The 26,494-nt window shown below is 52.6% G+C and carries 20 protein-coding genes and 1 pseudogene; 12 read left to right on the top strand and 9 right to left on the bottom strand.

Annotation, left to right across the window (positions count from 1 at the left end):
* Positions 1–154 precede the first annotated feature (154 nt).
* A complete protein-coding gene (gene bktB / locus QUD59_RS13070) occupies positions 155–1,339 on the bottom strand; it encodes a beta-ketothiolase BktB (protein WP_286237518.1) in 1,185 nt (394 codons plus the stop codon).
* 214 nt (positions 1,340–1,553) lie between these two features.
* Here bktB and QUD59_RS13065 point away from each other — a divergent pair, with 214 nt between their 5' ends.
* Positions 1,554–2,558, top strand: coding sequence for an AraC family transcriptional regulator (locus tag QUD59_RS13065; RefSeq protein WP_286237517.1), 1,005 nt, complete (start codon positions 1,554–1,556; stop codon positions 2,556–2,558).
* 9 nt (positions 2,559–2,567) lie between these two features.
* Here QUD59_RS13065 and QUD59_RS13060 read toward each other — a convergent pair whose 3' ends face one another.
* Together QUD59_RS13060 and QUD59_RS13055 are read right to left on the bottom strand one after the other, a co-directional pair.
* Positions 2,568–3,473, bottom strand: a complete 906-nt coding sequence (locus QUD59_RS13060) for an MBL fold metallo-hydrolase (protein ID WP_286237516.1) — start codon at positions 3,471–3,473, stop codon at positions 2,568–2,570.
* Positions 3,474–3,558: 85 nt separating this feature from the next.
* Positions 3,559–4,014 carry an Lrp/AsnC family transcriptional regulator gene (locus QUD59_RS13055; protein ID WP_286237515.1) on the bottom strand — a complete coding sequence of 152 codons (456 nt, stop codon included), beginning with the start codon at positions 4,012–4,014 and terminating at the stop codon, positions 3,559–3,561.
* Between the two features lie 134 nt (positions 4,015–4,148).
* Here QUD59_RS13055 and QUD59_RS13050 point away from each other — a divergent pair, with 134 nt between their 5' ends.
* A complete protein-coding gene (locus tag QUD59_RS13050; RefSeq protein WP_286237514.1) occupies positions 4,149–5,189 on the top strand; it encodes a PLP-dependent cysteine synthase family protein in 1,041 nt (346 codons plus the stop codon).
* Here QUD59_RS13050 and rlmF read toward each other — a convergent pair.
* The 4 genes from rlmF to QUD59_RS13030 form a co-directional block, all read right to left on the bottom strand.
* On the bottom strand, positions 5,171–6,151 hold the full coding sequence (rlmF, locus tag QUD59_RS13045) for a 23S rRNA (adenine(1618)-N(6))-methyltransferase RlmF (protein WP_286237513.1): 981 nt from the start codon (positions 6,149–6,151) through the stop codon (positions 5,171–5,173). The two genes, QUD59_RS13050 and rlmF, sit on opposite strands and share 19 nt — an antisense overlap.
* Before the next feature lie 157 nt (positions 6,152–6,308).
* Positions 6,309–7,556 carry an HDOD domain-containing protein gene (locus tag QUD59_RS13040; protein WP_286237512.1) on the bottom strand — a complete coding sequence of 416 codons (1,248 nt, stop codon included), beginning with the start codon at positions 7,554–7,556 and terminating at the stop codon, positions 6,309–6,311.
* Between the two features lie 365 nt (positions 7,557–7,921).
* Positions 7,922–8,353: a YbaN family protein gene (locus QUD59_RS13035; protein WP_286237511.1), complete on the bottom strand. Its 432-nt coding sequence runs from the start codon at positions 8,351–8,353 to the stop codon at positions 7,922–7,924.
* A gap of 199 nt (positions 8,354–8,552) precedes the next feature.
* Positions 8,553–11,186: a nitrate reductase gene (locus QUD59_RS13030; protein WP_286237510.1), complete on the bottom strand. Its 2,634-nt coding sequence runs from the start codon at positions 11,184–11,186 to the stop codon at positions 8,553–8,555.
* 248 nt (positions 11,187–11,434) lie between these two features.
* Here QUD59_RS13030 and QUD59_RS13025 point away from each other — a divergent pair, with 248 nt between their 5' ends.
* From QUD59_RS13025 to QUD59_RS12985, 9 genes are all read left to right on the top strand, one after another.
* Positions 11,435–12,040, top strand: a complete 606-nt coding sequence (locus QUD59_RS13025) for an ANTAR domain-containing response regulator (protein WP_286237508.1) — start codon at positions 11,435–11,437, stop codon at positions 12,038–12,040.
* 16 nt (positions 12,041–12,056) lie between these two features.
* Positions 12,057–13,079 carry a CmpA/NrtA family ABC transporter substrate-binding protein gene (locus QUD59_RS13020; protein WP_286237507.1) on the top strand — a complete coding sequence of 341 codons (1,023 nt, stop codon included), beginning with the start codon at positions 12,057–12,059 and terminating at the stop codon, positions 13,077–13,079.
* A 303-nt stretch (positions 13,080–13,382) separates the two neighbouring features.
* Complete coding sequence (locus QUD59_RS13015; RefSeq protein WP_286237506.1) at positions 13,383–14,762, top strand: CmpA/NrtA family ABC transporter substrate-binding protein; 1,380 nt, start codon at positions 13,383–13,385, stop codon at positions 14,760–14,762.
* Between the two features lie 67 nt (positions 14,763–14,829).
* Positions 14,830–15,816 carry an ABC transporter permease gene (locus tag QUD59_RS13010; RefSeq protein ID WP_286237505.1) on the top strand — a complete coding sequence of 329 codons (987 nt, stop codon included), beginning with the start codon at positions 14,830–14,832 and terminating at the stop codon, positions 15,814–15,816.
* Between the two features lie 48 nt (positions 15,817–15,864).
* Entirely contained in the window at positions 15,865–16,749 is an 885-nt protein-coding gene (locus QUD59_RS13005) for an ABC transporter ATP-binding protein (protein ID WP_286237504.1), read from the top strand.
* Positions 16,750–17,191: 442 nt separating this feature from the next.
* Positions 17,192–18,661, top strand: coding sequence for a NarK family nitrate/nitrite MFS transporter (locus QUD59_RS13000; protein ID WP_286237503.1), 1,470 nt, complete (start codon positions 17,192–17,194; stop codon positions 18,659–18,661).
* A 55-nt stretch (positions 18,662–18,716) separates the two neighbouring features.
* Positions 18,717–20,462, top strand: coding sequence for a bifunctional protein-serine/threonine kinase/phosphatase (locus tag QUD59_RS12995; protein WP_286237501.1), 1,746 nt, complete (start codon positions 18,717–18,719; stop codon positions 20,460–20,462).
* Positions 20,463–21,412: 950 nt separating this feature from the next.
* The gene (locus tag QUD59_RS12990) at positions 21,413–22,264 is read left to right on the top strand and encodes a hypothetical protein (RefSeq protein ID WP_286237500.1); all 852 of its coding nucleotides are present in this window, start codon (positions 21,413–21,415) and stop codon (positions 22,262–22,264) included.
* A 986-nt stretch (positions 22,265–23,250) separates the two neighbouring features.
* A complete protein-coding gene (locus QUD59_RS12985; protein ID WP_286237499.1) occupies positions 23,251–24,246 on the top strand; it encodes a sensor domain-containing diguanylate cyclase in 996 nt (331 codons plus the stop codon).
* Positions 24,247–24,352: 106 nt separating this feature from the next.
* On the opposite strand, the gene QUD59_RS12980 is transcribed toward QUD59_RS12985, so the two are convergent.
* Both QUD59_RS12980 and QUD59_RS12975 read right to left on the bottom strand, forming a co-directional pair.
* Positions 24,353–24,505 (bottom strand): DUF2986 domain-containing protein, encoded by a 153-nt coding sequence (locus QUD59_RS12980; RefSeq protein WP_286237498.1) that lies wholly within the window; start codon positions 24,503–24,505, stop codon positions 24,353–24,355.
* A gap of 13 nt (positions 24,506–24,518) precedes the next feature.
* Positions 24,519–24,917 (bottom strand): DUF2750 domain-containing protein, encoded by a 399-nt coding sequence (locus QUD59_RS12975; RefSeq protein WP_286237497.1) that lies wholly within the window; start codon positions 24,915–24,917, stop codon positions 24,519–24,521.
* 268 nt (positions 24,918–25,185) lie between these two features.
* Here QUD59_RS12975 and QUD59_RS12970 point away from each other — a divergent pair.
* Positions 25,186–26,361, top strand: a pseudogene (locus tag QUD59_RS12970) (NAD(P)/FAD-dependent oxidoreductase); the annotation flags it as partial.
* Positions 26,362–26,494: the final 133 nt, after the last annotated feature.

The following is a 26,494-nucleotide window of genomic DNA, read 5'->3' as shown; positions in this document are numbered from 1 at the left end:
TTGGATTGGTACTCCGCCCGGACTACGCTCGCTGAAAAAAAGGGGCCATTTCTGGCCCTAACGGACACTCGTCCTACAGCGTGCAAAACCAGCGGAGATTGCTAATTCAGTTCTAAAAAGCTGCCTTCCCTGGCAGAAGGGGCATCAAGACCGGTCAAACTCGCTCAAACAGCGCGGCAATACCCTGACCACCGCCAATACACAGACTGACCATCGCATAGCGGCCCTGAATACGGTTCAGCTCATGCAATGCCTTTACCGTCACTACGGCACCGGTGGCACCAATCGGGTGGCCCAGAGAGATTCCGCTGCCATTCGGGTTAACCCGCTCTGCAGGAAGATCCAGTTGCTGCACCACGGCCAGTGCCTGTGCGGCAAACGCTTCGTTAACTTCGTAAACATCAATATCGTTAACATTCAGGTTGTTCCGCTCCAGCACCTCACGGATCGCAGGCACCGGCCCGATTCCCATAATCTTCGGATCAACCCCCACCACGGAGTAGTCCACCAGACGGGCCATCGCCTTAATACCCTGCGCTTCAGCGGCTTCTTTATCCATCATCAACAGCGCTGCCGCTGCATCATTCAGGCCGGAAGCGTTACCCGCAGTCACTGTGCCATCTTTCTTGAAGACAGGACGCAACCCTGCCATCTCTTCCGGCTTGCAGTTGTAACGTACATGTTCATCGGTATCGAACAGGGTTTCGCCTTTACGACTCTTCAGAGCCACCGGCACAATCTGTTCTTTGAAGTAACCCTGCTCAATCGCATTCTGTGCACGGTTATGGCTGAGGGCTGCCAGTTGATCCTGCTGTTCACGGCTGATGGCATATTTCTCAGCCACGTTTTCTGCTGTCATGCCCATATGAATGTGGTTAAACGGACAATGCAGTGCAGCTACCATCGGGTCGATCAGCTCACCATCCCCCATGCGCTGTCCAAAACGGGCAGTCGGAATATGGTAGGGTGCGCGGGTCATGGATTCCGCACCACCTGCGATAACGGTATCGCAGATGCCCAACTGGATCTGTTGTGCCGCACTCAGCACCGCCTGCAAGCCACTGCCACACAAGCGGTTGACCGTCAGCGCCGATGTTTCTTCCGACAGGCCGCCTTTGATCGCTGCCACACGGGCCATGTACATATCGGCGGCTTCTGAATGAATCACGTTACCAAAAACACACTGCTTTACACGCTCAGCCTCAACCCCGGCACGCTTCACCGCTTCGGCGACCAGCATGCCCGCCAGATCACCCGGCGCATGATTTTTCAGACTGCCACCATAACTGCCGATGGCTGTACGTACACCGCTTACTACGACCACTTCACGTTTCTGCATGGAATTCTCGCTTTCCTTAGGGTTACCTGGCTTAGCCGATGAATGCCGCTGAGGTTTTATTCACCGCGACCTGCTATGCCCTTAGTTTGGCCTTAGCAACCCAGGCTCACAATAACGAAAACAGCCCGATGCTTAACATAATCGGACATATAAATTAAACTAAGCTGCATTAAGGCTGATTTAGGCTAACAAAACGCTCATTAACGGACACTCCATGAATCTGGAACACTATTCCATCTCCATTCACTTTGCCCGTACGCTGGTTGCAGCGGCCAACCGCCATGGTCTGGACCCTCAGCCGCTGTTACGCCATGCAGGGCTGAATGAGCAGATGCTGGAAAATCCGGGACTGCGCATCACCCCGGATCAGTTAAGCCGGATGATGCAGGCGATGTGGCAGCAATCAGACGATGAATTTATGTGTATGGGCAGCCGACCATCACGGCACGGTGTCTTCACTCTGATGGCCAAGCAGGCGGTGCGCTGTCGCAATCTGCGTCAGGTTTATCACCATCTGCAGCATTTCTATAATCTGGTGGCAGAGGCGATCAATCTGGAACTGGAGATAACCGAGGATGAAGTACGCTTTTATATGGATCTGACCGATCCCTCGCAGGATCCGGATAACATCCTTCGCGAATTTCTGTTATTGCTCTGGCACCGCTTCCCCAGTTGGCTGATCGGTCAGTTAGTGCCGCTTAAATCTGTCAGTGTGAATTTTGCAGAACCGGTTAATCAGGCAGAACATCGCCTGATGTACCCCTGCCGGGTTGATTACAACCAAAGCCGCTGCGCACTAGTATTTGGTACCGAACTGCTGGATGAGCCGGTGGTACAGACACCCCGCACCCTCAGCGCTTATCTGCGCAGGGCCCCGCTGGACTGGTTCAAACGTCAGGCTTATTACCAGACCTATACCCGCCGGGTGATGGACTTTTTTGAACAGAATCAGAATCTCGCCGAAGCCAGCATGGAGCATGTTGCAGAAGCGCTGCACCTGACCACCCGCACCCTGCGCCGTAAACTGGGAGAGGAAGGCACCAGCTTTCAGGCACTGAAGGATGAAGTCCGCCGGGATGCTGCTATCCATTACCTCAGCCAGCCAGCCATTCCGATCTCACAGATCTCACAACAACTGGGATTTTCTGAGCCCAACGCCTTTACCCGCGCCTTTAAAAACTGGACCGGCGTCTCCCCCAGCCTCTATCGCAGATCCTGAATCATCGGCTCACGGCTTTTCCAGACTGCTGTTGAGGATGCCAATCCAGACCTGACTGGAGAGGAAGCCATCGGTCCAGTCGTCCCACTCAGACGATAGTCCTTTGACCTGCATCTGACCAAGATTCATGCCCGCCACCCGCATCGCCTTCACCTCTGCCAGAGTACCTTCCAACATCGCTTTAAAAGCCGCCAGTTCTGCTTTATTTGAAACCGGCCCATGGCCTGGAATCACGATCGTTTTGTCATCAATCATGTCGAGCACGGTGCCCACGTTTTTGGCCATCCGGCTGACATTGCCACCATTCTGGACATCCACAAACGGGAAGAAACCGTTAAAGAAGTGATCCCCCATATGCACCACGTTCGCCTGCCGGAAAAATACCACTGAGTCTCCGTCGGTGTGGCCGCCCGGCAGATGCACGATTTCCACCGTCTCACCGTTCATATGTAATGTCAGGGCTTTCTGATAGGTAATGGAAGGCAGTGCATGTTCCGGGTAGGGCTCGGTCTTCATATTAAACAGTTTGACCTCCTGACTGGTCAGGAGACGGTGACGCACATTATCATGCGCGATAATCTGGGCATGCTTACCAAAATGCAGGTTTCCCTGAGTATGATCGCCATGCCAGTGGGTGTTGATAATATAGGTCAGCTTATCCTCGCCACCGAATTCTGTGAGCGCCTGCTGCAACGCCGGCGTCATATGCTGATAATCATCATCGATCATCAGTACGCCCTGCTCACCACTGAGAATCCCGATATTGCCGCCCTTTCCCTGCAGCATAGTAATCTGCCCGGTCAATGACTTCGCTTTGAAACTGGCACTCTGCTGATGATGTTCCTCAGCATAGGCCGGACTGTGCAGCACAACCCCCATAAGCAGCGGTGTGAAAATACGACGGAGCAAAGACATGGCATACCTCCTGTTGAAGACGGCAATCTGGCTGAAAGACAAGTTGATCCGATTCAGTATTTATCCGGAAGTCGTTTTTTGCCAGTTATCCAAGCGGTAAACGGGTGCTGTACTTAATCTCTTCCATGGCAAAGCTGGAAGTCACATCTGAAAGTCCCGGCAGTTGCTTGACCAACTGTTTATAGAAACGATCAAACGCTGCGATATCCTCAACCGCAACCCGTAGCAGGTAATCCCACTCGCCCGCCATACGGTAGCATTCCATCACTTCGTCAAACCCTGCGATCACCGCAGCAAAATGTTCTAACCACTGTGTATCGTGATGCTGGGTTTTAATATGCACGAATACTGAAACCCCCAGCCGGAGCTTCTGACTGTCGAGCAGAGCCACCCGCGCTTTAATAATGCCCGTTTCTTCCAGCCGCTTAATCCGTTTCCAGCAGGGTGTCGTTGAGAGATTGACCCGCTCCGCCAGCTCAGTCACCGAGAGTGAAGCGTCTGCCTGCAGGAGGTTAAGAATCTGCCTGTCTATCGAATCCATAAGATTTTTCCCAAAAAACAAATCTTGTAGAAAATATTTTCACACTAAGGCGTTAATCAGTACAAAATAGCACAATATTTTCCCGCCTCTCTCTCTAAAATTTTCACCATTGCTTCAGAATATGGATTACTGCTATGACTCAATGGGTAAAAAACGCGATCGAGAAAATTCAGGCCGACTACCAGCGCTCTGCCGATACTCACCTGATCCGGCTGGACCTGCCACAGCTCCGCTCTGTGGATATCTACCTGAAGGATGAAAGCACCCACCCTACCGGGAGCCTCAAACATCGTCTGGCCCGCTCTCTGTTTCTCTATGCCCTGTGTAACGGCAAAATCCGCGAAGGTACGCCGGTTATCGAAGCCTCTTCCGGCAGTACCGCAGTGTCCGAAGCCTACTTTGCGCGAATGATCGGCGTCCCCTTTATTGCGGTGATGCCACGCACCACCGCACGCAGCAAGATACGCCAGATTGAGTTTCATGGTGGCCAGTGCCATTTTGTCGACTGCCCGACCCGGATGCACAGCAGTGCTGTTGAGCTGGCCCGGCAGCATCAGGGGCATTTTATGGATCAGTTCACCTACGCTGAGCGGGCAACTGACTGGCGCGGCAACAACAATATTGCCGAAAGCATTTTTCAGCAGATGGCCGCCGAGCCGCATCCGATCCCTCATACACTGGTGATGAGTGCCGGAACCGGCGGCACCTCTGCCACCCTCGGCCGCTACATCCGTTACAAAGGACATAACACCCGTTTACTGGTGGTTGATCCGGAGTTTTCTGCGTTTTATCCGGGATACCAGGGGCGGAGCCTGACCGATATCCGTCCGAGCCGGATCGAGGGAATTGGCCGGCCTCAACTCGAAGCCTCCTTTCAACCGGATGTCATTGACGAGATGTTCCAGGTGCCGGATGCAGCCAGCATCGCCTGTATTCACTGGCTTGAGGGGATTATCGGGCGTAAGGCCGGCGCATCAACCGGCACCAATCTGTGGGGTGCACTGCAGGTAGCCGAAGCGATGGAAGCTGCTGGAACAGCGGGTTCAATCGTCACCCTGATGTGCGACAGCGGTGAGCGCTATCTGGACAGCTATTACAATGCACAGTGGATCGCGCGTGAGATCGGCGATATCAGCCCTTACCGACAGCAGTTAGATCAGCGCTTCCAGCGCTGATCGGCGAAGGCTTGCTGCTCTGTGGTACTGAGAAAACTCCAGGCAATAAAGCGACTCTGTTTCTGCCCCTGAGCCATATCGACCACCCTGACCTGTCGGGCGCGGGCCTGCTTAAGTGCCTGACGCAGCGCGGATAGATTATCTTTCTTTGAAACCAGACTGGTAAACCAGAGACACTGCTGCGCATAAGCCGAACTTTCTTTGATCATCCGGCGCAGAAAACCCAGCTCGCCGCCTTCACACCAGAGCTCAGCTCCCTGCCCGGCAAAATTCAGTTGCGGCGCTTTGCTGCCTGACCCCGGCTGGTTGCGCTGAAGGTTGCGCTGTTTTCGCAGGCTCCCCGATGCCGCCTCAGCAGCAGAAGCATGAAACGGCGGGTTACAAAGCGTGAAGTCAAACAGATCATCCGGCCGGATCACCTGATGGAAAATGTGCTTCGCATCCGGCTGCTGGCGGCATTCCACTTTGCCTTTTAAAACCGGGTTAGCGGCCACAATCTGACCGGAAGCGGCGAGGGATACCGCATTGATATCGGTTGCAACAAAACGCCAGCCATAACTCTGGCTGCCAAGAATCGGGTAGATGCAACTGGCACCGGTACCTATATCCAGCCCCCGTACCCGATTACCCACCGGTACCCGTTGTTGATTCAGCTCTGCCAGCAGATCTGCAAGATGGTGGATATAATCAGCCCGGCCGGGTACCGGCGGACAAAGACTGTTCTCCGGCAGATCCCAGAAGCGGATTGCGTATTGCTGCTCCAGCAGCGCCTGGTTCAGTCGCTTAACCGCCAGCGGTTCAGAAAAATCCAGCGTTTTCTCGCCACGGGGGTTCAGGCGCAGGAACTGCGACAGTTCCGGCTGCAACTGACAGAGCTGGTCCAGATCATAGGCCGACCGGTGCGGGTTGCGTGGGTGAAGGCCGTTACGGCTGCGGGAATTGGCTGGGCTGGTTTTCGCCACGGGGGTGCCTGCAAAATAGGAAAACGCCCATTGTAACAGGCAGCAAAGCACAGAAGAAATGAATGAAAAGAGTGCCGGGCCCTATCAGTTACAGACCCCAACGTATGCTCCCCACAGGGCCCGGCGAACTTTCCAGCGAATTATGAGATCCTCTCGTTTATGAATTCGAAACCATACGCAGACGGTATTCGTTGGCGGCAATACGCCATTGTGGGACCTCTTCCATAACGCCCACCTGATCCAGGTATCGCAGCGACAGGCCACTGGCCAGATCGCAATTTCCTACGGTATCGATTGACGGCAGCATCGCATCAGCCACATGCACTGCGGTCAGCGCTGTAAACTCTTTGTTCTCGCTGAGATGCGGCACATGGTGCAGCATTACCGCTTCTACCACCTGCGGCGGCAGATTCCACAATGCCAGCAGGGCTCCGGCCACTTCGCCATGGAAGAAGCCAAACGCCGCTTTTTCCACCAGATAGATTGGCTTCTGCTTTTTCGCCGAGTAGTTGAGAATCTTTTTATACTGATCCGGATCATGTGAAGCCATGATCAACACACCCAGATCGTGCAGCAGACCGGCAAGAAACGCCTGATCCTGTATCGCTTTACTGGCACCTGCCCGACGACTGATCGCCTGAGCCAGCCGCCCTACCAGCAGTGACCGTTCTGCCAGCTTATCAAACGAGAACTGTTTCCAGTCATTGTCAGGACGGAACTGCTGCTGCAACTGGCTGCTGAGCGCCATGCTGCGCAGGTTACGCACGCCGAGCATAGAGATCGCCTCAGTCAGATCAGAGATCTCACGACTGAAACCAAAGAACGCCGAGTTCACCTGTTTCATGATCCGCGCAGTGACTGCCGGGTCCTGCGCCACAATCTCACCAATAGTCCGCAGATCTGCCACATCGGAGTTGATTGCATCAGTAAGCTGTTTATACATCTGCGGCGGTGACGGCAGACAACCGACATTGGAAACATAAGTCTGCAGCGAGGAACGATTCAGCAGGCGTACCAGCTTAACCTGATAATCCAGTTGCTCACCGATCTCTTGCAATGTGGTAGTGGTCGGGTAGATCCGGTGTGCCACTTCAGCCGCTTTCGCTTTATAACCCGGATTCCAGAATTCAGAACCAAAGAACACCCGAATTGACTGCGGCTGAAGCTGAGTAACCCGCGCCATGTTTTCGATATCGATCAGCGCCTGCATAGAGCAGGGAATAATGACCACATCAAAAACCTGATGCTCCAGATTATCGATCAGGCTGTCAGTTGTATCGAAGCGGACAAACTTCCAGTAAAGACCCGCCTTCGCGATCTCCTGGCTCCAGCGGGCATAAGTGCCCTCCCGATCCAGCATCGCTACTTTATATTGATATGACGAATTTTTTGCTTCGGTACCCATGACCTTTACCTGCGTATTCTTGGGTTAATCATTACTGCAGAACCAGTTTCAAGTGCTTTAAAGTGGCTTAAAGCCCTTACTTGTAAGTTTATGCTAGAGCCGAAATTCAATAAAAAAAGCCGCTTTTTATTAAAATTTTATCTATATTTTTCTGCCGGAATACAGGTGTTTGAAAAAACCCGCATAGCCCATGAATATTGGGCTTCAGAGAAATCGAAAGAGTTTTTATTAAAATTTTAGCTAAAATTGAATGAGAAACTTTCAGGTTGGAGAGGTTAAAACAGGGGAAAAAAAGCTGCCCGGCAGAGGAAAAAATCCGTTATAAAACCGGCAAAGCAATCTGCTAAACCGACCCGGATCAGCGTTCAGACACGCTTATTCGGTAGCGCAAATCCCGCCACAGAACCCGCCGGGGATTTCGGCTGTGGCACAGAAGGCCGTGACCAGATATAGCCCAGAGCAATAATTATCGTTACCACCACCATCGCCTTCAGGCCGATATGGAAGGTTCTGAAAATCAGCGGATAACTGACCATCAACAGCATCATACTGCTGGCCAGGATCTTCGCTTTCAGGGGAATCACCCCGTTCTCCTCCCAGTCACGAATGATTTTGCCAACAATACGGTTATTCAGAAGTGCCTGATGCAACCGCTCCGAACTGCGGGAAAAGCAGAACGCGGCCAGCAGCATAAAAGGGGTAGTGGGTAACAGGGGCAGGAGCACACCGATCAGCCCCAAAATGACACAGAGGCTGCCTGCGATCAGATAAAGCGTGCGGATAACTGTTTTCCTCACACCGACTCCCGGAAAAAGATAGGTACCGATAATATTAGGGGGAAAACAGCCGATTGGAAACCATTCTGCGGTAACTGCACCCCGGCGAAAAAAAAAGGCATCCTTGGATGCCTTGAGTCTTCTCTACTCTGGAAAGGCTCAACTCAACACAATAAACAGTCGCTGAGTTACGGCCTTTTTCTGGTTGTCGTTATCTCTTTTACAATGTCTTACACAACATCTCGTTCAGCTCAGGTATACAGGAACCGCAGTTGGTACCGCAACGTAATCGCTCACCCAACGCCTCCACACTGCCACAGCCCTGACTGATGGCATCCTCTATCGCATGGCTGCCCACCTGATAACAGCTACAGATGATGGCGCCCGGGTCTTCCAGTTCACAGCCCGTAACGCTGAGCAGAAAACGCCGCTGATCCTGACTTAACTCCGCCTCGCGAAACATCTCCTCCAGCCACTGGGTGGAGGGAATGCGCGCATAGGGCATCTGGAAGAAGCACCATGATAGCTGCTCCCCATCCAGGCCGGCAGCTCTGAAACTATGCTCGCCTTTATCCTCCAGCCAGAGATCAGCTTCACCCAGCTCATCGCGACACCAGGCCAGCGGATCTTCCAGCGCATTACCATCGGCCAGATAATAAAAGTCCACCTCGCCCTTAGGTACCCGCGACCAGTATTCTACCGGCAACTGCGGTTTCAGTTCTTTGCGACAGATCAGCCAACCCTGCCATAACGGTCGGTAAGGCTGCATGCTGACCCGACCATGCTTAGATTCCGGTTGTCCGGAGATCGGATCGGTCACCGGCTCCAGCAGAGCCCCCATTCTCGCCCGGGAGCTGAACTCACCATTCCAGTGCATAGGAACAAACAACTCGCCCCGGCGCTGCCCATCACTTATCCGGGCACGGCCGATAAACTCCCCCTGAGGATGACCAAGCCGCACCAGATCCCCCTCCTCGATGCTATTTGAAACTGCATCCACTAACGCCATCTCGACGAAAGGTTCATCCCGGTGCTGAAACAACCGGGGTGCCCGACCGGTGACGGCCATGGTATGCCACTGATCGCGAATTCGCCCGGTATTCAGAATATAAGGTAGTTCAGGCACCGGCTGCTGCTTAGGCGCGCTGCTCTGCAGAGGAATAAACCGGGCCTTGCCTGACTCGGTATAAAACTGGCCATCGGCAAACAGACGCGCTGTGCCGTAAGGTGATGTCGCCGTAACCGGCCACTGCACAGGCTTCAACGCATCGTAGGTAGCGATATCGATATCCGCAAACAGGCTGATATCAAAATCGCGGCTGCCCTGATTTTCAAACCCGGACAAGGCAGCATGCTCCGCGAAAATCTCAGCCTGATGACTGAAGCTGAAGCCCTCAGCAAAGCCCATCCGCTTAGCCACCTCGCAAACAATCCACCAGTCGTGCTTCGCCTCACCGCTGGGTGGCAATAACCCGCGCTGTCTGGAAATACGTCGTTCCGCGTTTGTAACGGTACCGTTTTTCTCACTCCAGCCGGTGGCCGGCAATGCAATATCCGCGCATTTCAGGGTATCTGTACTGGCCATACATTCGGAGACGATCACCAGCGGGCACTGCTCAAGCGCACGCCTTACCCTCTCGCTGTCCGGCAGGCTGACCACCGGATTGGTTCCCATAATCCAGACCGCTTTAATCCGGCCACTGTCCACCGCCGCAAACAGATCAACCGCTTTGAGTCCCTCTTTGCGCGCAATATTGGGTGCCTGCCAGAAACGCTGCACCCGATCGATGGAAGCCTCCGATGAAAAGTCCATATGCGCCGCCAGTTGGTTAGAGAGCCCCCCAACCTCGCGACCACCCATCGCATTAGGCTGCCCGGTAATCGAGAAAGGCCCCGCACCGGCAACACCAAGGCGCCCGGTGGCCAGATGACAGTTGATAATCGCATTGGAGTTGTCAGTGCCGCTGGAAGACTGATTCACACCCTGAGAATAAAAGGTAACCACTCGGGATGTAGCAGCAAACAGCTCATAGAAAGCCCGCAGTTGTGCTTCATCCAGATCACAGTATTCTGCTAACTCACTGAGGCCGGAAAACTGTGACTGAGCCGCGGCAAGCGCCTGATCGAACCCCTCGGTGTGGGCCGCGATATAATCCGTATCCAGATCTCCGGATTCCGCCAGAAAACAGAGCAACCCGGAAAACAGTTCACTGTCGGTGCCCGGCTTCAGGGCCAGATGCAGATCCGCCAGATCACAGGTCGCGGTACGCCGGGGATCAATCACCACCACACGCAGCTCCGGATTGGCTTTCTTCGCGGCCTGCATCCGCTGAAACAGAACCGGATGGTTCCAGGCGGTATTACTCCCCACCAGCACCAGCAGATCGGTCTGCTCCAGATCCTCATAACAGCAGGGCACGGTGTCACTGCCGAACGCCCGCTTATAGCCCGCAACAGCCGATGACATACAGAGCCGGGAGTTGGTATCCACATTGGCGCTGCCGATGTAGCCCTTCATCAGCTTATTCGCTACATAATAATCCTCTGTCAGTAACTGACCCGACAGATAGAACGCCACCGAGTCAGGGCCGTGCTCTTTAATGGTGCACAAAAGTCGCTCGGCGACCTGATTTAGCGCATCATTCCACTCAGCAGGCTGACCGTCCAACAGGGGTTTAAGCAAGCGCCCCTCACTGCCGAGTACCTCATGCAATGAGGAACCCTTTACGCATAAACGGCCAAAATTGGATGGATGTTCCCGATCCCCTTTTACCTGGCTCACCGTCTGATCCAGTAGTTCCGCGTCAACACCGCATCCCACACCGCAGTAGGGACAGGTCGTCAATTTGTGCATTCTGACCTCCACACAATCTAACTCGCTTTGCCGGGGTACTTATCTGCTGCCGCCCATAACAAAACAGGGCGCCTACCTAAGCTTACGCCAGATAAGTACGCCCCGTTGCGTGTATTCGATTTGCAGACCTGCTCTCATAGCCGATCCGCTTCTTATACAAGGTAAAAGCAACCCCCGTGCCAGCTTCTGCTCAATTTTGGAACAGTTATTGCTGAATAATCGGGCATATCCAATGCTGGAACTGGATCATGAGTAATTTAAAACGCCTCAATGTGCTGCTGGTCGATGATGAACCGGAACGGGTTAACGCGCTGAAACAAGCGCTGCACCAACTGGGTCATCACGTTGTCTGCCAGTTGCCCGACACTACGGACCTGAATCAATACGTCGGTGATTTCCACCCGGATATCGTGATTATTGATATGGACTCCCCGGATCGCGACACCATGGAAAGTATGGCCACCATGAGCCAGAACAATCCACGACCGATCGTGTTCTTTGCCGAACAACAGAATGACCGCCGGACAATGGCCGATGCGATTAATGCCGGTGTCAGTGCTTATATAGCCGACGGCCTGCAACCCGACAGGGTGCGGGCAATTATGGATACAGCGATCGCCCATTTTGACGCGCACTCCGCACTGCGCGAAGAGCTGGAAAAAACACGGACTCAGCTCGCGGATCGCAAGATCATAGAAAAAGCCAAGGGAATGCTGATGAAACATCAGGGTTGTGATGAAGACCAGGCCTACAAAACCCTGCGCAAGCTGGCCATGGACCGGGGGCAGAAGCTTCCGGACGTGGCCGCCAGCGTAGTGGACGTTCTGAGTCTGAGCAACGGCCTGAGCAAGTAGAGATAGAGGAACAGGTATGACGGCAACACAGCTACCGGAAAAACGCGATCTGAGCCTTGGCTTTGTCGCGCTGCTGGACTGCGCTCCCCTGGTGGTGGCAAGGGAGAAAGGCTTTTTCCAGCAACAGGGTCTGAATGTGATTCTGCAAAAAGAAAGTTCCTGGGCTTCGATCCGCGACAAGGTCAGCTTTGGCCTGCTCGATGGTGCTCAGATGCTGGCACCCATGCCCCTGGCCGCGACACTGGGACTGAATGGTAACCCTACACCAATGCTCACCGCCCTGACCCTGAGTCAGAACGGCACAGCAATCACCCTCTCGAAAGAGCTGTACGTCAGCCTGACCCAGCAGGTTGAGAACTGGCAGGATGATAAGGAACTGGGACGTCAGTTTAAGCAACTGCTGGCCGGGCTGAGCCGGAAACCGGTGATCGCCACTGTCTACCCCTACTCCAACCACCATTACCAGTTACGCTACTGGCTGAATCAGCATCAGATCGACACCGGCAAAGATATTGAACTGGTCGCGGTGCCGCCCACCAAAATGCTGGACAATCTGGCCAGCGGTCTGATTGACGGTTACTGCGTGGGCGAGCCCTGGAACAGTCTGGCGCTGATCCGCCAGACCGGCGGTTTACTGACCACCGGCTACCAGATCTGGGGGCCTCATATGGAGAAAGTACTGGGTGTCACCCAAAGCTGGGCTGACAACCACCCGCACACCCATCAGGCGCTGGTCAGGGCAATCTACAATGCCTGTCAGTGGTGTGCCGATCCGGCTAATCAGACCGAAATGTTGCAACTGCTGGCGCTGCCGCCCTATCTGGATAAAGCAGCCGAAGCGCTGGAAGGGTTCAGCCCTCCCTGTGTCATGGGACAGCGTTTCGCCGGAACCGACGTTAACCAGCCCGACCGGAAACAGGGTGAGTTCCTGCTGCTGCAGATGCAGGCCTGTTCGCAGTTGAAAGAAACCGAACAGGATCTGGCCGGAATAGCTGCGCAGGTTTTCCGCAGCGACCTTTATACACAGTGGTGCGACTGAGCAAAAACTGTGCACCCAAACAAGGCGAAATGACCGGGAAAGCTGCAAAATTGTGCAGCGCAAAACCAGAAAAATAACACTAAAAGGCACCATAACCAAATTAACTAACTGAAAAACAATGGGTTTTAATGTTTGGCACAGCACATGCTAAATACACATTAACCCACTCACCAATGGCGGTGAGACAACAAATATTCATCGCTACCCAAATAGCGAAATGATTAACGGCAAAGGCGCCTTACAGATCACTACTCAGTGATTATGTCAGGCGCCTTTTTGTTTTTTAATTTGGAGGAACGATCCATGCTCAAGAAGAAGACGGCTCTACTCAGTAAAGTAATCAGCGGTGCAGTTCTGGCGGCCTCTCTGGTCACACTGCCAGCCTGGGCGGAGATCGGCGAGCCTGAGAAAGAGGACCTGAAGTTCGGCTTTATTAAGCTGACTGATATGGCACCTCTGGCCATCGCCTATGAAAAAGGGTTCTTCGAGGACGAAGGCCTGTACGTGACACTGGAAGCGCAGGCAAACTGGAAAGTTCTTCTCGACCGGGTTATCGATGGTCAGTTGGATGGCGCACACATGCTGGCCGGTCAGCCACTGGGAGCCACCATCGGTTTTGGTACTCAGTCGCATATCATCACCGCTTTCAGCATGGACCTGAACGGTAACGCGATCACCGTTTCCAACGACATCTGGGATCAGATGAAACCTAACATTCCGAAACAGGCAGACGGCAAACCGGTTCATCCGATCAAAGCCGATGCGCTGAAGCCGGTTGTAGAGAAGTACAAGTCAGAAGGCAAGCCGTTCAATATGGGCATGGTGTTCCCGGTATCCACCCACAACTATGAGCTGCGCTACTGGCTGGCAGCGGGTGGTATTCACCCGGGCTACTATGCGCCACATAAAGGCGATACCTCCGGCACCATCGATGCCGACGCACTGCTCTCTGTAACCCCACCGCCGCAGATGCCCGCGACAATGGAAGCCGGCACCATCTACGGCTACTGCGTAGGTGAGCCATGGAACCAGCAGGCTGTATTCAAAGGTATTGGTGTACCGGTTGTAACCGATTACGAGATCTGGAAAGACAACCCGGAGAAAGTATTCGGCGTGTCTAAATCCTGGGCTGACGAGAATCCGAACACACACCTGCGTGTCGTAAAAGCGATGATCCGTGCGGCGAAATGGCTGGATGACAACAACAACAGCAACCGTCCGGAAGCAGTGAAGATCCTCTCCCAGCCAAACTACGTCGGTGCCGATGAGAAAGTCATCGCTAACTCCATGACCGGTACCTTCGAGTATGAGAAAGGCGATAAGCGTGCAGTACCGGATTTCAACGTCTTCTTCCGCTACAACGCAACCTACCCTTACTACTCCGATGCGATCTGGTACCTGACTCAGATGCGTCGCTGGGGCCAGATTGCCGAGCCTAAATCTGACGACTGGTTTATGGATATTGCGAAGAAAGTATACCGTCCTGACATCTACGCTGAAGCAGCAAAAGAGCTGATCGCAGAGGGTAAGATGAGCGCCGATATGTTCCCGGACTTCAACACTGAAGATGGATTCCGTGAGCCACAGACCCACTTTATCGACGGCATCACCTATGACGGTAAACAGCCAAACGCCTATCTGAAAAAATTCCAGATCGGTCTGAAACCTGAACAGAAAATTTAAGCGACAGACACCAACCCGAATCCCCCTCTGCGGAGGGGGCCTCTAAACATCGGGAGAGAAAGTAGCCATGAGTAATGCAACTCTACTATCCGGCCTCAGCGGCCTCTTCGAGAACCCCAAAGCCAATCTGGGCAATCTGGCAAAATGCCTGCTGGTACCTCTGATTGGCCTGATCGCTTTTCTCTTTGTCTGGGAGATTGGTGCCAAAAATATCAACACCTCACTGGGTGCCTTCCCCGGCCCGGTTGCGGTATACGAACAGACAGTCAACCTGATCAACGAACATAACGCTGCACGGGATAAAGAAGCCGCGTTTTATGAGCGTCAGGAAAAACGTAACGCCAAGAAACTGGAAAAGAACCCGGATGCTGAGGTGAAAATCCGCCCTTATACCGGTGCTCCCACCTTTTTCGACCAGATCGGTACCAGTCTGATCACCGTACTCAGCGGGTTTGTGATGGCTTCTCTGATCGCCATTCCGGCAGGTATTGTTATCGGTCTGAATAACACCCTGTACTCGGCATTTAACCCGTTGATCCAGCTCTTCAAGCCGGTGTCACCGCTGGCCTGGCTGCCACTGGTGACCATGGTGGTGAGTGCGGTCTACGTCAGCGATGATCCGATGTTCGCTAAATCCTTTATCACCTCGCTGATCACCGTTTCTCTGTGCAGCCTGTGGCCCACCCTGCTTAACACCGCCGTGGGCGTATCCGGCATCAGTAAAGATCTGCAGAACGTCTCTCAGGTCCTGCGCCTGAACTGGTTCACCCATGTACGCAAAATTGTACTGCCGGCCTCCATTCCGATGATGTTTACCGGCCTGCGTCTGTCGCTGGGTATCGCCTGGATGGTACTGATCGCCGCCGAAATGCTGGCGCAGAACCCCGGCCTCGGCAAATTTGTCTGGGATGAGTTCCAAAACGGCAGCTCCAGCTCACTCGGCCGGATTATGGTAGCCGTACTGGTAATCGGCATGATCGGTTTCATGCTCGACCGCAGCATGTTGTTCCTGCAGCGGAAAGTATCCTGGGATAAAACCGCCGTACTTCGCTAACCGATTCAGAATTATTAGTCCGGGGATCTCCCCGGCAGGAGAACCAAGATGGCACAGCCTCCAAAGCACCTAGAACTGACCGGGGTTGATATCGACTTTCCAACCCCAAATGGCCCTTTTAAAGCCCTGCAGGATGTTAATCTGACCATCAACAAGGGTGAGTTCGTCTCTCTGATCGGCCACTCCGGTTGCGGTAAATCCACCGTACTGAACATTGTTGCCGGCCTCTACCAGGCCACCAAAGGCGGCTGTCTGCTGGACGGTAAAGAGGTTAATGAACCCGGCCCCGAGCGCGCCGTGGTTTTTCAGAACCACTCGCTACTGCCCTGGCTGACCGCGTATGAAAACGTTGAGCTGGCCGTTAAGCAGGTGTTTGGCCGCAGCAAATCCAAAGCTGAAGTGAAAGAGTGGATTGAACACAACCTGTCACTGGTGCACATGGACCACGCCATGCACAAACGTCCGGATGAAATCTCCGGCGGTATGAAGCAGCGCGTCGGTATCGCCCGTGCTCTGGCAATGGAACCCAGCGTACTGCTGATGGACGAACCTTTCGGCGCACTGGATGCCCTGACCCGGGCGCATCTGCAGGACTCACTGATGGAGATCCAGAAAGACCTCAACAACACCGTGATCATGATCACCCACGATGTGGATGAAGCAGTACTGCTCTCCGATCGGATTGTGATGATGACCAACGGCCCGGCGGCAACCGTCGGCGAGATTCTGGATATTGAACTTCCCCGCCCGCGAGACCGTATCGCCCTGGCGGACGATCCACAGTACAACCACTACCGACATGAAGTGCTGACCTTCCTTTACGAAAAACAGCGCAAGCCGGACGAGGCTGATCAGCCTGCTAAGGCGGAAGAAAAAAAGCCTGAAGCGGTTAAAGAAACCCCTGCTACCGATAGTCAGGAACAAGCAGCCTGATCCCTGCACCGATCTGCTGCTCCCCCATAGCCCGGCCTGCAAAGCCGGGCTTTTTTTGTCGGTAACGTACTGAAAGTTAAATATTTACAACGGGTTAAAGCGGTTACGTTAAAAAGACTCCCCCTCTGCTAAAGAGAACTGGCACAAGAAGTGCAATGTAAAACAACAACAGGCGAACAAAAAGCGGTCTGATGGCTAACTGGTTGTTTTCAAAGGCGATAATACCCAGCATGCCCGGCCAGGAGAATTAACTGAGCCCTATTTTGTAACAGGGCGCACCATAAGGGAGCAATACCGGGTTACAAACAGCCCTCCGCTTCCGCTTTGCCAAACGAATACCCACAATGAACAAAGGCGTTCAAACTTTCTGTTTTCGGACAGGAAGCGTTGAACGCCTTTTTTCGTTGGCACAACTTTATAACTATTATGAGAGGCCAACCCCATGAGTCACAGCGATAAGCTGAATCTGTTCTCATTCAGCGGCAAAATGAAGATCCTGCACATGAGCTGGATCGCCTTCTTCATCACATTCTTTGTCTGGTTCAACCACGCCCCCCTGCTCGGCTCGATTGCCGAATCGCTGGGCCTGAGCAAAGCCGAAGTCAAAACCCTGCTGATCCTCAACGTAGCGCTGACCATTCCGGCGCGCATCATTATAGGTATGCTGACTGATAAGTACGGGCCGCGGATCACCTACGCCGCGTTGCTGTTTATCGCCAGTTTTCCCTGCTTTTTGTTTGCCCTCTCCACCGACTTTGCCCAGGCAGCCATATCCCGCTTCCTGCTGGGCTTTATCGGAGCCGGTTTTGTGATTGGTATCCGTATGGTCAGCGAGTGGTTCCCGGCTAACGAACTGGGTACTGCAGAAGGCATCTACGGTGGCTGGGGCAACTTTGGTTCGGCAGCCGGCGCCATGCTGCTGCCAACCCTGGCCCTGATTTTTGGCGGTGAAAATGGCTGGCGTTATGCCGTGGGCCTGACCGGCGCACTGAGTCTGGTATTCAGTGTCATCTGGTACAAAAATGTCTCCGATACGCCTAAAGGCTCCACCTACTTCAAGCCGAAGAAGATCGGCGGTATGGAAGTGACCAGCCGTGCCGATTTCTACTTCCTTCTGATCATGAAACTACCGATGTACGCGGCCCTTTCTCTGCTCACCTGGAAGCTCTCACCGGCAGGCGTTTCAATCCTGTCTGACGCGGCGGCAGTAATGATCTACATTGCCCTGGCTCTGATCTTTATTTACGACTGCTACAGCGCCTACCGGGTCAATAAAGAAATTTTCACAACCCCGGTGCCCGAGGTAGAGCAGTACAAGTTCAAGCAGGTGGCCGTACTCAACGTGCTCTATTTTGCAACCTTCGGTTCTGAACTGGCAGTGGTTTCAATGCTGCCACTGTTCTTCGCCGAAGTATTTGAACTGGACATGGTTTATGCAGGCCTGCTGGCCTCGGCCTATGCCTTTATGAACCTGATGTCACGCCCCGGTGGCGGCTGGATCAGCGACCGCTGCGGACGCAAGAAAACCCTGCTGATTCTGACTGCCGGTCTGGCAGCCGGTTATGCCACGATGTCAATGATCGACAGTAGCTGGCCGCTGTTTCTGGCAGTGGCCGCCGCGATGGCCTGCTCTTTCTTTGTGCAGGCCGGTGAAGGTGCCGTGTTTGCAGTAGTACCGCTGATCAAACGTCGCCTTACCGGGCAGATTGCCGGCATGACCGGTGCCTACGGTAACGTTGGCGCGGTCTTCTATCTGACTGTGCTGTCCATGGTAGACTACTCAACATTCTTTACCGTGATCGCAGCCACTGCAGTACTTGGCTTTGTTACCCTGCTGTTCCTTGAGGAACCTAAAGGTCATATGGCTGAAGTTAACGAAGATGGCACCGTCGAGCTGATCAAGGTCAGTTGAGGAGAACCGCTGCGCCAATGGACAAGGCTGAATCATCCGCTGGCGCCCTGAAATTATGAGTCAGACAACACTCGCTTTACGCTTTGGCGGCCAATCGGTGGCTGGACACAAGCCTGCCAATCAGGACGCCTTTGCCGCGCATCTTCCAGACCTGGCTGCTGACCTTGAATTCAAGGGCGGCGCGGCGGTGATTGCCGATGGCGTCAGCAGTTGTGCCGACTCCCATATTGCCAGTCAGACCAGTGTCACCAGCTTTATGCAGGACTACTACAGCACCCCACACAGCTGGAGTGTCCGCAATTCGGTGTCGCGGGTGCTGACTGGCCTTAACAGTTGGCTGCACAAAGAGAATGGCCAGAGCCAGCGCGAGAAGGACAGCATGCTGTGCACCTTCTCCGCCGCGGTGATCAAATCCAACACCCTGCACTGGTTCCATGTGGGCGACTCACGCATCTGTCTCTATCAGGATGGCGAGTTGATCCAGCTGACTCAGGACCATACCCGCAAATCCGGGGGCAAAACCTACCTTGCCCGCGCTCTGGGCGGCGACCGTCATCTGGAAGTGGATTACGGCACCTGTAACCTCAAAACCGGCGACATGCTGCTGCTGACCAGCGACGGCGTGCACGAGTTTGTCAGCCACGCAGCCCTGAAAAAAATGCTCAAAGAGGGCTTCAATACACCGGAACAAACCGCCGCCAGGATGGTAGAAACAGCACTGGCCCAGGGCAGCGATGATAACCTCACCGCTCTGATTACCTGTGTTGACCAACTGCCTCAGGAAACCCTGAATGAAAGCCATCAGCGCCTGAGCCAGCTGCCCATCCCCCCCGTGCTCGCCGTAGGCAACAAGATCGACGGATACGAAGTACTGGATATTATTTTCAGCGGTACCCGCAGCCATATGTACCGGGTCAAAGAGTGCGATAGCCAGAGCAGCAAGGCCGGTCAAAGCCCGAAGCACTTCGTGCTTAAAACCCCCTCACTTAACTTCGCCGATGATGCCCTCTATCTGGATGGCTTTATCCGTGAAGAGTGGGTCGGTCAGCTGATTGATCACCCCAATGTGATGAAAACCTACCCGCCCCTGCAGCCAAAACAGTTCCTCTACTATCTTGGCGAGCATATTGAAGGGATGAACCTGCGCGAGTGGATGAACGATAACCCCAACCCGCCGCTGGAAGCAGTACGCAGCCTCACCAAACAGATTATTCAGGGCCTGCGGGCGTTACAGCGGGCCGATATGGTGCATCAGGATCTGAAACCGGAAAACATCATGATCAATCAGGATGGTCGGGTGAAGATTCTGGATTTCGGCACCGTAAAAATCGCCGGCATCGAGGAACTGAACTCGCCACTGGATAAATCGGTACCTCAGGGTTCAGTTAACTATGTAGCGCCGGAATACCTGTTGGGTGAACCCGGCAGTTTCAAATCAGATCTGTTTTCACTGGCCGTTATTGTCTACGAGATGATTACCGGCAAGCTGCCCTATAAAGAGATGTCAGCTCACAGCGCGCATCTCAACAACTACGCCGATCTCGATTACACCCCGGCGCTGCAACAGCGCCGCGATCTGCCGTTGTGGGTGGAAGGCTGTCTGCGCAAAGCGCTGCAGCCCAACCCGCGCTTCCGCTACGACGCCTTCTCTGAATTTCTGCAGGACCTGACCCAACCCAACCAGAGCCTGGAAGCCAAAATCCAGCACCAGCCAATGCTTGAGCGGAACCCCCTGCTGGTCTGGAAACTTATCGCAACGATCCTGTTACTGCTGAATATTGTGCAGTTTATCGGTTTGTGACGGCTCGCCCTTGTCATCACTACGTTTGCCATAACGGCTTGTGTAACTGCTAGCCCGCTGTCAGTTGCCGGGTTACCTGTCGTTTCTCATAAGTAATGCAATGAAAGCCCCTGTAACTGCGGGTCGTTTCATCAATCTCATATAGAGTGAAACGAATTGAGAGACAGAACAGAGACGACCGCAATGTGCCAATAGCAGCCGGAGCAACCAGACTTAAAAAGCTCCTGTGGAGGAGGTGCTCATTTAGTCGAGGCGCTTCCTGTAGAGCGAGGTCTTATTTTCGATTCCGCTTTCGCCTTGCTGGCGAGTCAGGGTATTTGGGCGCCCAAATACCCTGACAACCCAAAACCGCCCCTGCTGTTTGGTTGGCTACGCCAACTTCCCTGCGCGTTTCAGTTTTCAAATGGCGCTGCGCAACTCGGTCGCAAGCGACCTCAAACAGTGCTCGCGCTTTTTCATTTGAAATCTGAAATGCTCGGCTGCACAGAAGGGGGAATGGGGTGCCACTTTAATTTCTCTGCCAACTGACTCAGTTAACTATACCGCCCCTGAATCGATGGCTTTTTAGAAATCCTTTCACGATTCGGCTTCATCCAATACGCACTTTGAAAAGTTTGAGTGGATCGAGACGCTGTAGCAATCAATCCGCGAGGGCGATATAGTGCAAGGCGATGGGTAATCGGAGTACCCGAATCAAAGTCTGTGATTTCGATTACCCTGCGAGGTGCAGGTAGTTCAGGCAGATGTATCAGGATGATGACCACACTTCTTAAGTCTATTCCTTTCTTTTGCCGCCTGCGTTCTTGCCATTACATCGACTTGATCCTGGTGCTTCCGTATTCTTCGGTACATAACATTTATCCATCCTTGATTAAAGAATCTGGAAGCTTGCAAGGTAGTAAAGCTTACAGGGTCCGACTACTAAATTGTTAAGCCCCTATCGGTGAAGTATGGAAGATAGCATTGATAATTTTTACAAAAAGCTAGATGGCTGCTCAGCAAGAAGCCTAGATCGAATCGAGTATGCATTCTATTTAGCGATGAGCCCCGAAGATCTATGCAAAAATTTTTTTGAGTATCTGCCGAACACTGATATTCGAAACAAGCTTCTTCGCCATATAAAAAATAGAGCTCAGAGTGGAGATGGCAATATTCCTTCTTGGTTTCTTGAAAAGCTATTGAGTGAATTCTCTTCGGCCGTAGGGCGTCGCCGAATATCGCTCGGCACAGCCATAAAGGAGCTGTGTAACTACTACACCTCAGACAATCTAAGAATTTTTTTCCGCTGGCAAGTGTTTTCAGAAGGAATCTCTGATAGAAAACGGGCTTATCATATATCAGAGATGTGCTACAACGAAGATGTTGAGAACTTACTGGTCGAAGCGTGGAAAGGCTTTGGTGATGAAGGTTCTGTATCCGTCTTGGTTAAGGTTGGGTCAACTGGAAAGATAGTTGATCATTTCAAAGAAATATGGGCTTCGGATAACATTAAATTTTATATTAAAAATCAGGCTCTCAAGAGAGTAGCGCGTTTTGATTTTAGCCGGGTTAGTTTCATTAAAGAAGAGAGCCCGGTTTCATTTCTCTCTGCAAGTATCGCAGCAGGGCGAGACGTAGCTGACGAGTTCATATTAACAACAGCAAGGTCTGCGGATTCGATCAATGAGCTTGGGTATATTATATGGTGTGCAGGAAAGCTATCGAAAAGAGATGTTATCTTCAAGCTGATCAATGAGATAGAGACTATTGAAGGAAAACTGCCATTGGAGTTTTGGGAGCCAGAGTTCTATGGTCTGGCTTAACAATTCGCGTCACTCGGACGCACTAAAGTGCGCCGGTGCGCCCTGGCGTTAATGACCGCTAAGTGTCGGAAACAGACTTCATGCTCTTTAACTGCTCTCCATAGTTGGCACAAGGATTAAGTGTTCCTGACACTCGAAAGCTACGCACCAATAAGAAAGCAGCCCTAAGGCTGCTTTTTCATTTCCGTTTCACTTTTAATGAGACGCCGTTTCATTACTTATGAGAAACGACATTACCCCACCTTTTCAGCCGTCTTTCAAAGCTGATTCCGGATACTGCGCCGGCGTTCAACCATCCGGGTAAACCTGCAACTGAATTGACTATTCCACTACACATTCCAGCGAATCGGTATAATCATTACATTCGATAGTGAGGCGTTCTGGAAGGAGGGAGCATAGATAAGCATACTTAGATTCGCCATACCATTGGAGTTGATAGCCAGTCTCATATGTCACACAGATACCAAGTTCTAAAATACACTCAGTATGAATAGGCCAGACAAAATAGTTATAATTTTTTTTGACTGGAATGTGAAAAGTGCCATCTCTTTTCAAAGGCTGATTAACTACATAATCTGAACATGCCTCCTCATTACCGGCAGATATAGAAATCTCTGTTGGTCGTGCATACCAGTATTGGGTATGCACAACGCCCGATAATTCAGGCGACACGACATTAGCATCGGGGTTTATGCACCCAACAAACAAAAAAAATGGAAAAATAAGAACGAAGCCTTTAGCTCTCAACGCACAGCACCTCCGCGTTTACTATAGATTATTTCTGGAGTGATATTCGCTGTTTAGCGTGCCATATTGGCTTCGACTATAGCTCACGGCCTGACTGGGATGGTATGTTCGTTCAGACAGGGCATGCGTACCAGTTGAGCATGAAGATGGATATACCTGATGGCTGATTGTTCACTGCAGGGACGGGAGTGATTTACAGAGTGAATGGGTCGATTACAGCATACGGACTTTGGGGAAATATGGTGGATTTCAGTGAGAACCTGCCTCAATGGATAATGCCCGGGCTGGTTCTGTTACTTCTTTTGCTTATCGTTTCTTTATTATGGAGAAACCGTCAGTTGACGGTTCGTTTAAGGGTTCAGAGTGAGGAGCTGAAGGAGAGTGAGGAATCCTACCGGTACCTGGTAGACAATGCCCATGATGGTATTGTCATCGTGCAGAACAAGCGGCTTGTGTATGTAAACCAGCGCATGAGTGAAATGACAGGCTACGATGAGTCTGCACTGTTAGCTTTGGATACATTTTTACCGCTGATTGCTCCCAGCGCCCGCGAAATCATGCTGGAAAATCATTTGCGCCGTTTGGAGGGCAAAGCTTCACCCAGCCGTTATGAAAGCCTGTTTTTAAAGCGCGATGGCACCATCTATCCGATTGAAATTACAGGTGTACTGATCAACTGGAGAAACAAGCCGGCAACACTTAACGTAGTCACTGACATTAGTGCCCGAAAGGCCGCAGAGGAAGCGGTTCAGTTTCTCGCCCATCACGATAGCCTGACTAACTTACCCAATCGATATGTGTTCCGGCAGAGGCTGGAATATTCCATCGCTCAGGCTCGCCGTTCAGGTAAGCCGCTGGCTGTTATATTTATTGATTTGAATGGGTTCAAGCAGGTTAATGACACCTATGGTCACGATGTTGGCGATCAGCTTCTCAGGGAAGTGTCAGCTCGCCTTAACAAACAGGTCAGAGATTCAGATACCTTAGCGCGTATCGGGGGTGATGAGTTTGTTATCCTGATGCCTTGCATTGAGGGGGCTGAAAGCGTGAACTCATTGATTGACCGAATTGATACTGTGTTCCAACCTGACTTCCAGATCGAGCAACTCAGGCTGACAAGCAGTGCGAGTTTTGGCTACGCATTTTATCCTGAGGATGGAGAAACGCCGGCTGACCTGCTCAAAAAAGCTGATCAGAAGATGTATAGCAACAAACGCGCGCAGTGCGAGCGTTAATGGTCAAAACAGATCGTCAGGGAACCCGGAGTGCACAAGAAATAACCGTAGATATCAGCCATTACCGTCACTGACCCGGGTCTGAGTGAAATAACCCGCTGTCACTTTATGTTTGCTCAGAGCCTGCCGGATCGGGTGTGTTTTCCTCCCGGTCAGCCTTGGCGATATAACGTGGTTTATTGCTCGGCGGCGCGGCTTTCGCTTTGGCTTTTTTCAGTTTCTTGCTCAGAATCTGTTTGATCTTTTTCTTACGATTCATCGGGAGATAAGGCCTATTTGCTGTTCAGTTTGCGGGTGCGTTTGGTCAGGGCTTTATCCAGATCTTCAGGGTACACCACCAGACCATCCTGACCTTCGATAGGAAATACGACTACCGCAAAACCGTCCTCTTCCAGACCTGCGGTCCAGCGGTTATGCCACACAGCAAGTGAGATCGCTTCCGCTTTACACTCAGACCATTCATCGGTTGCCCAGGCTTCTGCCGTGGCCTGATCGGGCCATACAGGTACGCAATCCTCATCTTCGGTATTCAGCATGACGCAACCGTATTGATCGGTCAGAATCCAGATTTCGCGCTGAGTGGCTGCTTCATTGATAAAGAAGCTATAGCGCTGTTCGTTATCCGCTTGCAGAATTTTTAAGTATTCCGGAGAGTGCTCTGAGCCAGACATGGCAGGACCTGTATCGGTAAAAGCGTAAGGATAAAGCAAACACCCTGAATAGTCCCTGTTTAGGCGGAATAATTGCCGGCTCGAAGCGCAAAAACCTGCACCAAACTGGTTCACCCTCTGTTGCAATGCATCAAAATCAGGCCAGAAAACCGCCCTTAAACGGCACTCGCAAGCCACTGAATTTCTCTAACCTACTGATTTAATTAAAATCGCAAAGAGTGGCACGGGGCCTGCATTGTATTTACAGCAAATCTGACAGCGTTGTCAGATGGCAACAACAAGCTCTGAGAACAAAGGCGTTCTGCATCGGTACTTTTACAGTGCCAGATGCGAACGCCTTTTTTATTTTTTGGGATTCAGAAACAGCATGAAACAGCGTCTGGTAATCATAGGAAACGGTATGGCCACAGGCCGCCTGCTGCAGTTGCTCAGTGAGCAGGCTGCGGGTCGCTTTGAGATCACCGTTTTTGGCGAGGAACCCGGCGGTAGTTATAACCGGGTACTACTTTCCCCGCTGCTGGGTAAAGAGCTGGCATACGACAGCGTGCTGACACTCCCTCTGGACTGGTATGCAGCACAGGGGATTACCCTGCACGCTGAAGATCAGGTGATCCAGATCGACCCTGAAAAAAAACAGGTGATCAGCAGTCAGAAACGCATTGTCGATTATGACCAGCTCGTTATCGCCACCGGGTCTTACCCGACTCCGGTTCCCATCAGCGGGGCCGAGCTGGAGGGCGTGATGAATTTCCGCACCCTCTACGATGTTCAGGCAATGCAGACACTGGCGGGGGAAAAACAGCATGCGGTGGTGATTGGTGGTGGTTTCCTCGGGCTGGAGGCCGCTGAGGGCCTGCGCCGCCTGGGTATGGATGTGACCCTGCTGCACCGTGCAGAGTATCTGCTGAATAAACAGCTCGATGCCAACGCCGCTGAACTCTTGCTACAAACTTTGCAGGCGCGCGGTCTGCGTTTCCGCCTGAATGCAGATACTGCCTGCATCAACGGTGAGCAGCGTGTGGAATCGGTCCAGTTGCGCAACGGCGAGGTGATCCCGGCGGATCTGGTAGTCACTGCGATCGGCATCACCCCGAACAAATTCCTCGGCCTGGATGCAGGCCTGAATACCGATCGCGGCATTTTGGTTGATGAGCAGATGCGCAGCAGTGACCCGGCTATCTTTGCGCTGGGCGAGTGCTGCCAGTTTCAGAATTACACCTACGGTCTGGTTGCGCCGATCTGGCAGCAGGCCGAAGTCCTCGCCGCTACCCTGCTCGGCGAAGAACAACAGTATCAGGAGCAGGCCGTTGCGACACAGCTCAAGATCAGCGGCGTCGAACTGTTCTCCTGCGGAACACTGGAAGACGCGGAGGGGCTGGAAACTCTGGTCTACCGCGATATCCAGCAACGTGAATACCGCAAACTGTGGCTGAAGGATAACCGCCTTGTGGGCGCAGTCCTCTACGGCGATGTCCGCGAAGGCCAGTGGTATTTCGATCAACTCAAACACAACAACGATCTGAGTGCCTGCAGACAGCAGTTGCTGTTCGGCAGCCCGCTGTGCGCTCAGGACACTC

Origin of the sequence: Neptuniibacter halophilus, assembly GCF_030295765.1 — a bacterium.
In the GTDB taxonomy this organism is placed as follows: Bacteria; Pseudomonadota; Gammaproteobacteria; order Pseudomonadales; family Balneatricaceae; genus Neptuniibacter; species Neptuniibacter halophilus.
Note: the sequence above shows the minus strand (reverse complement) of the source record. Positions and strands in the feature narration are given on the sequence as shown.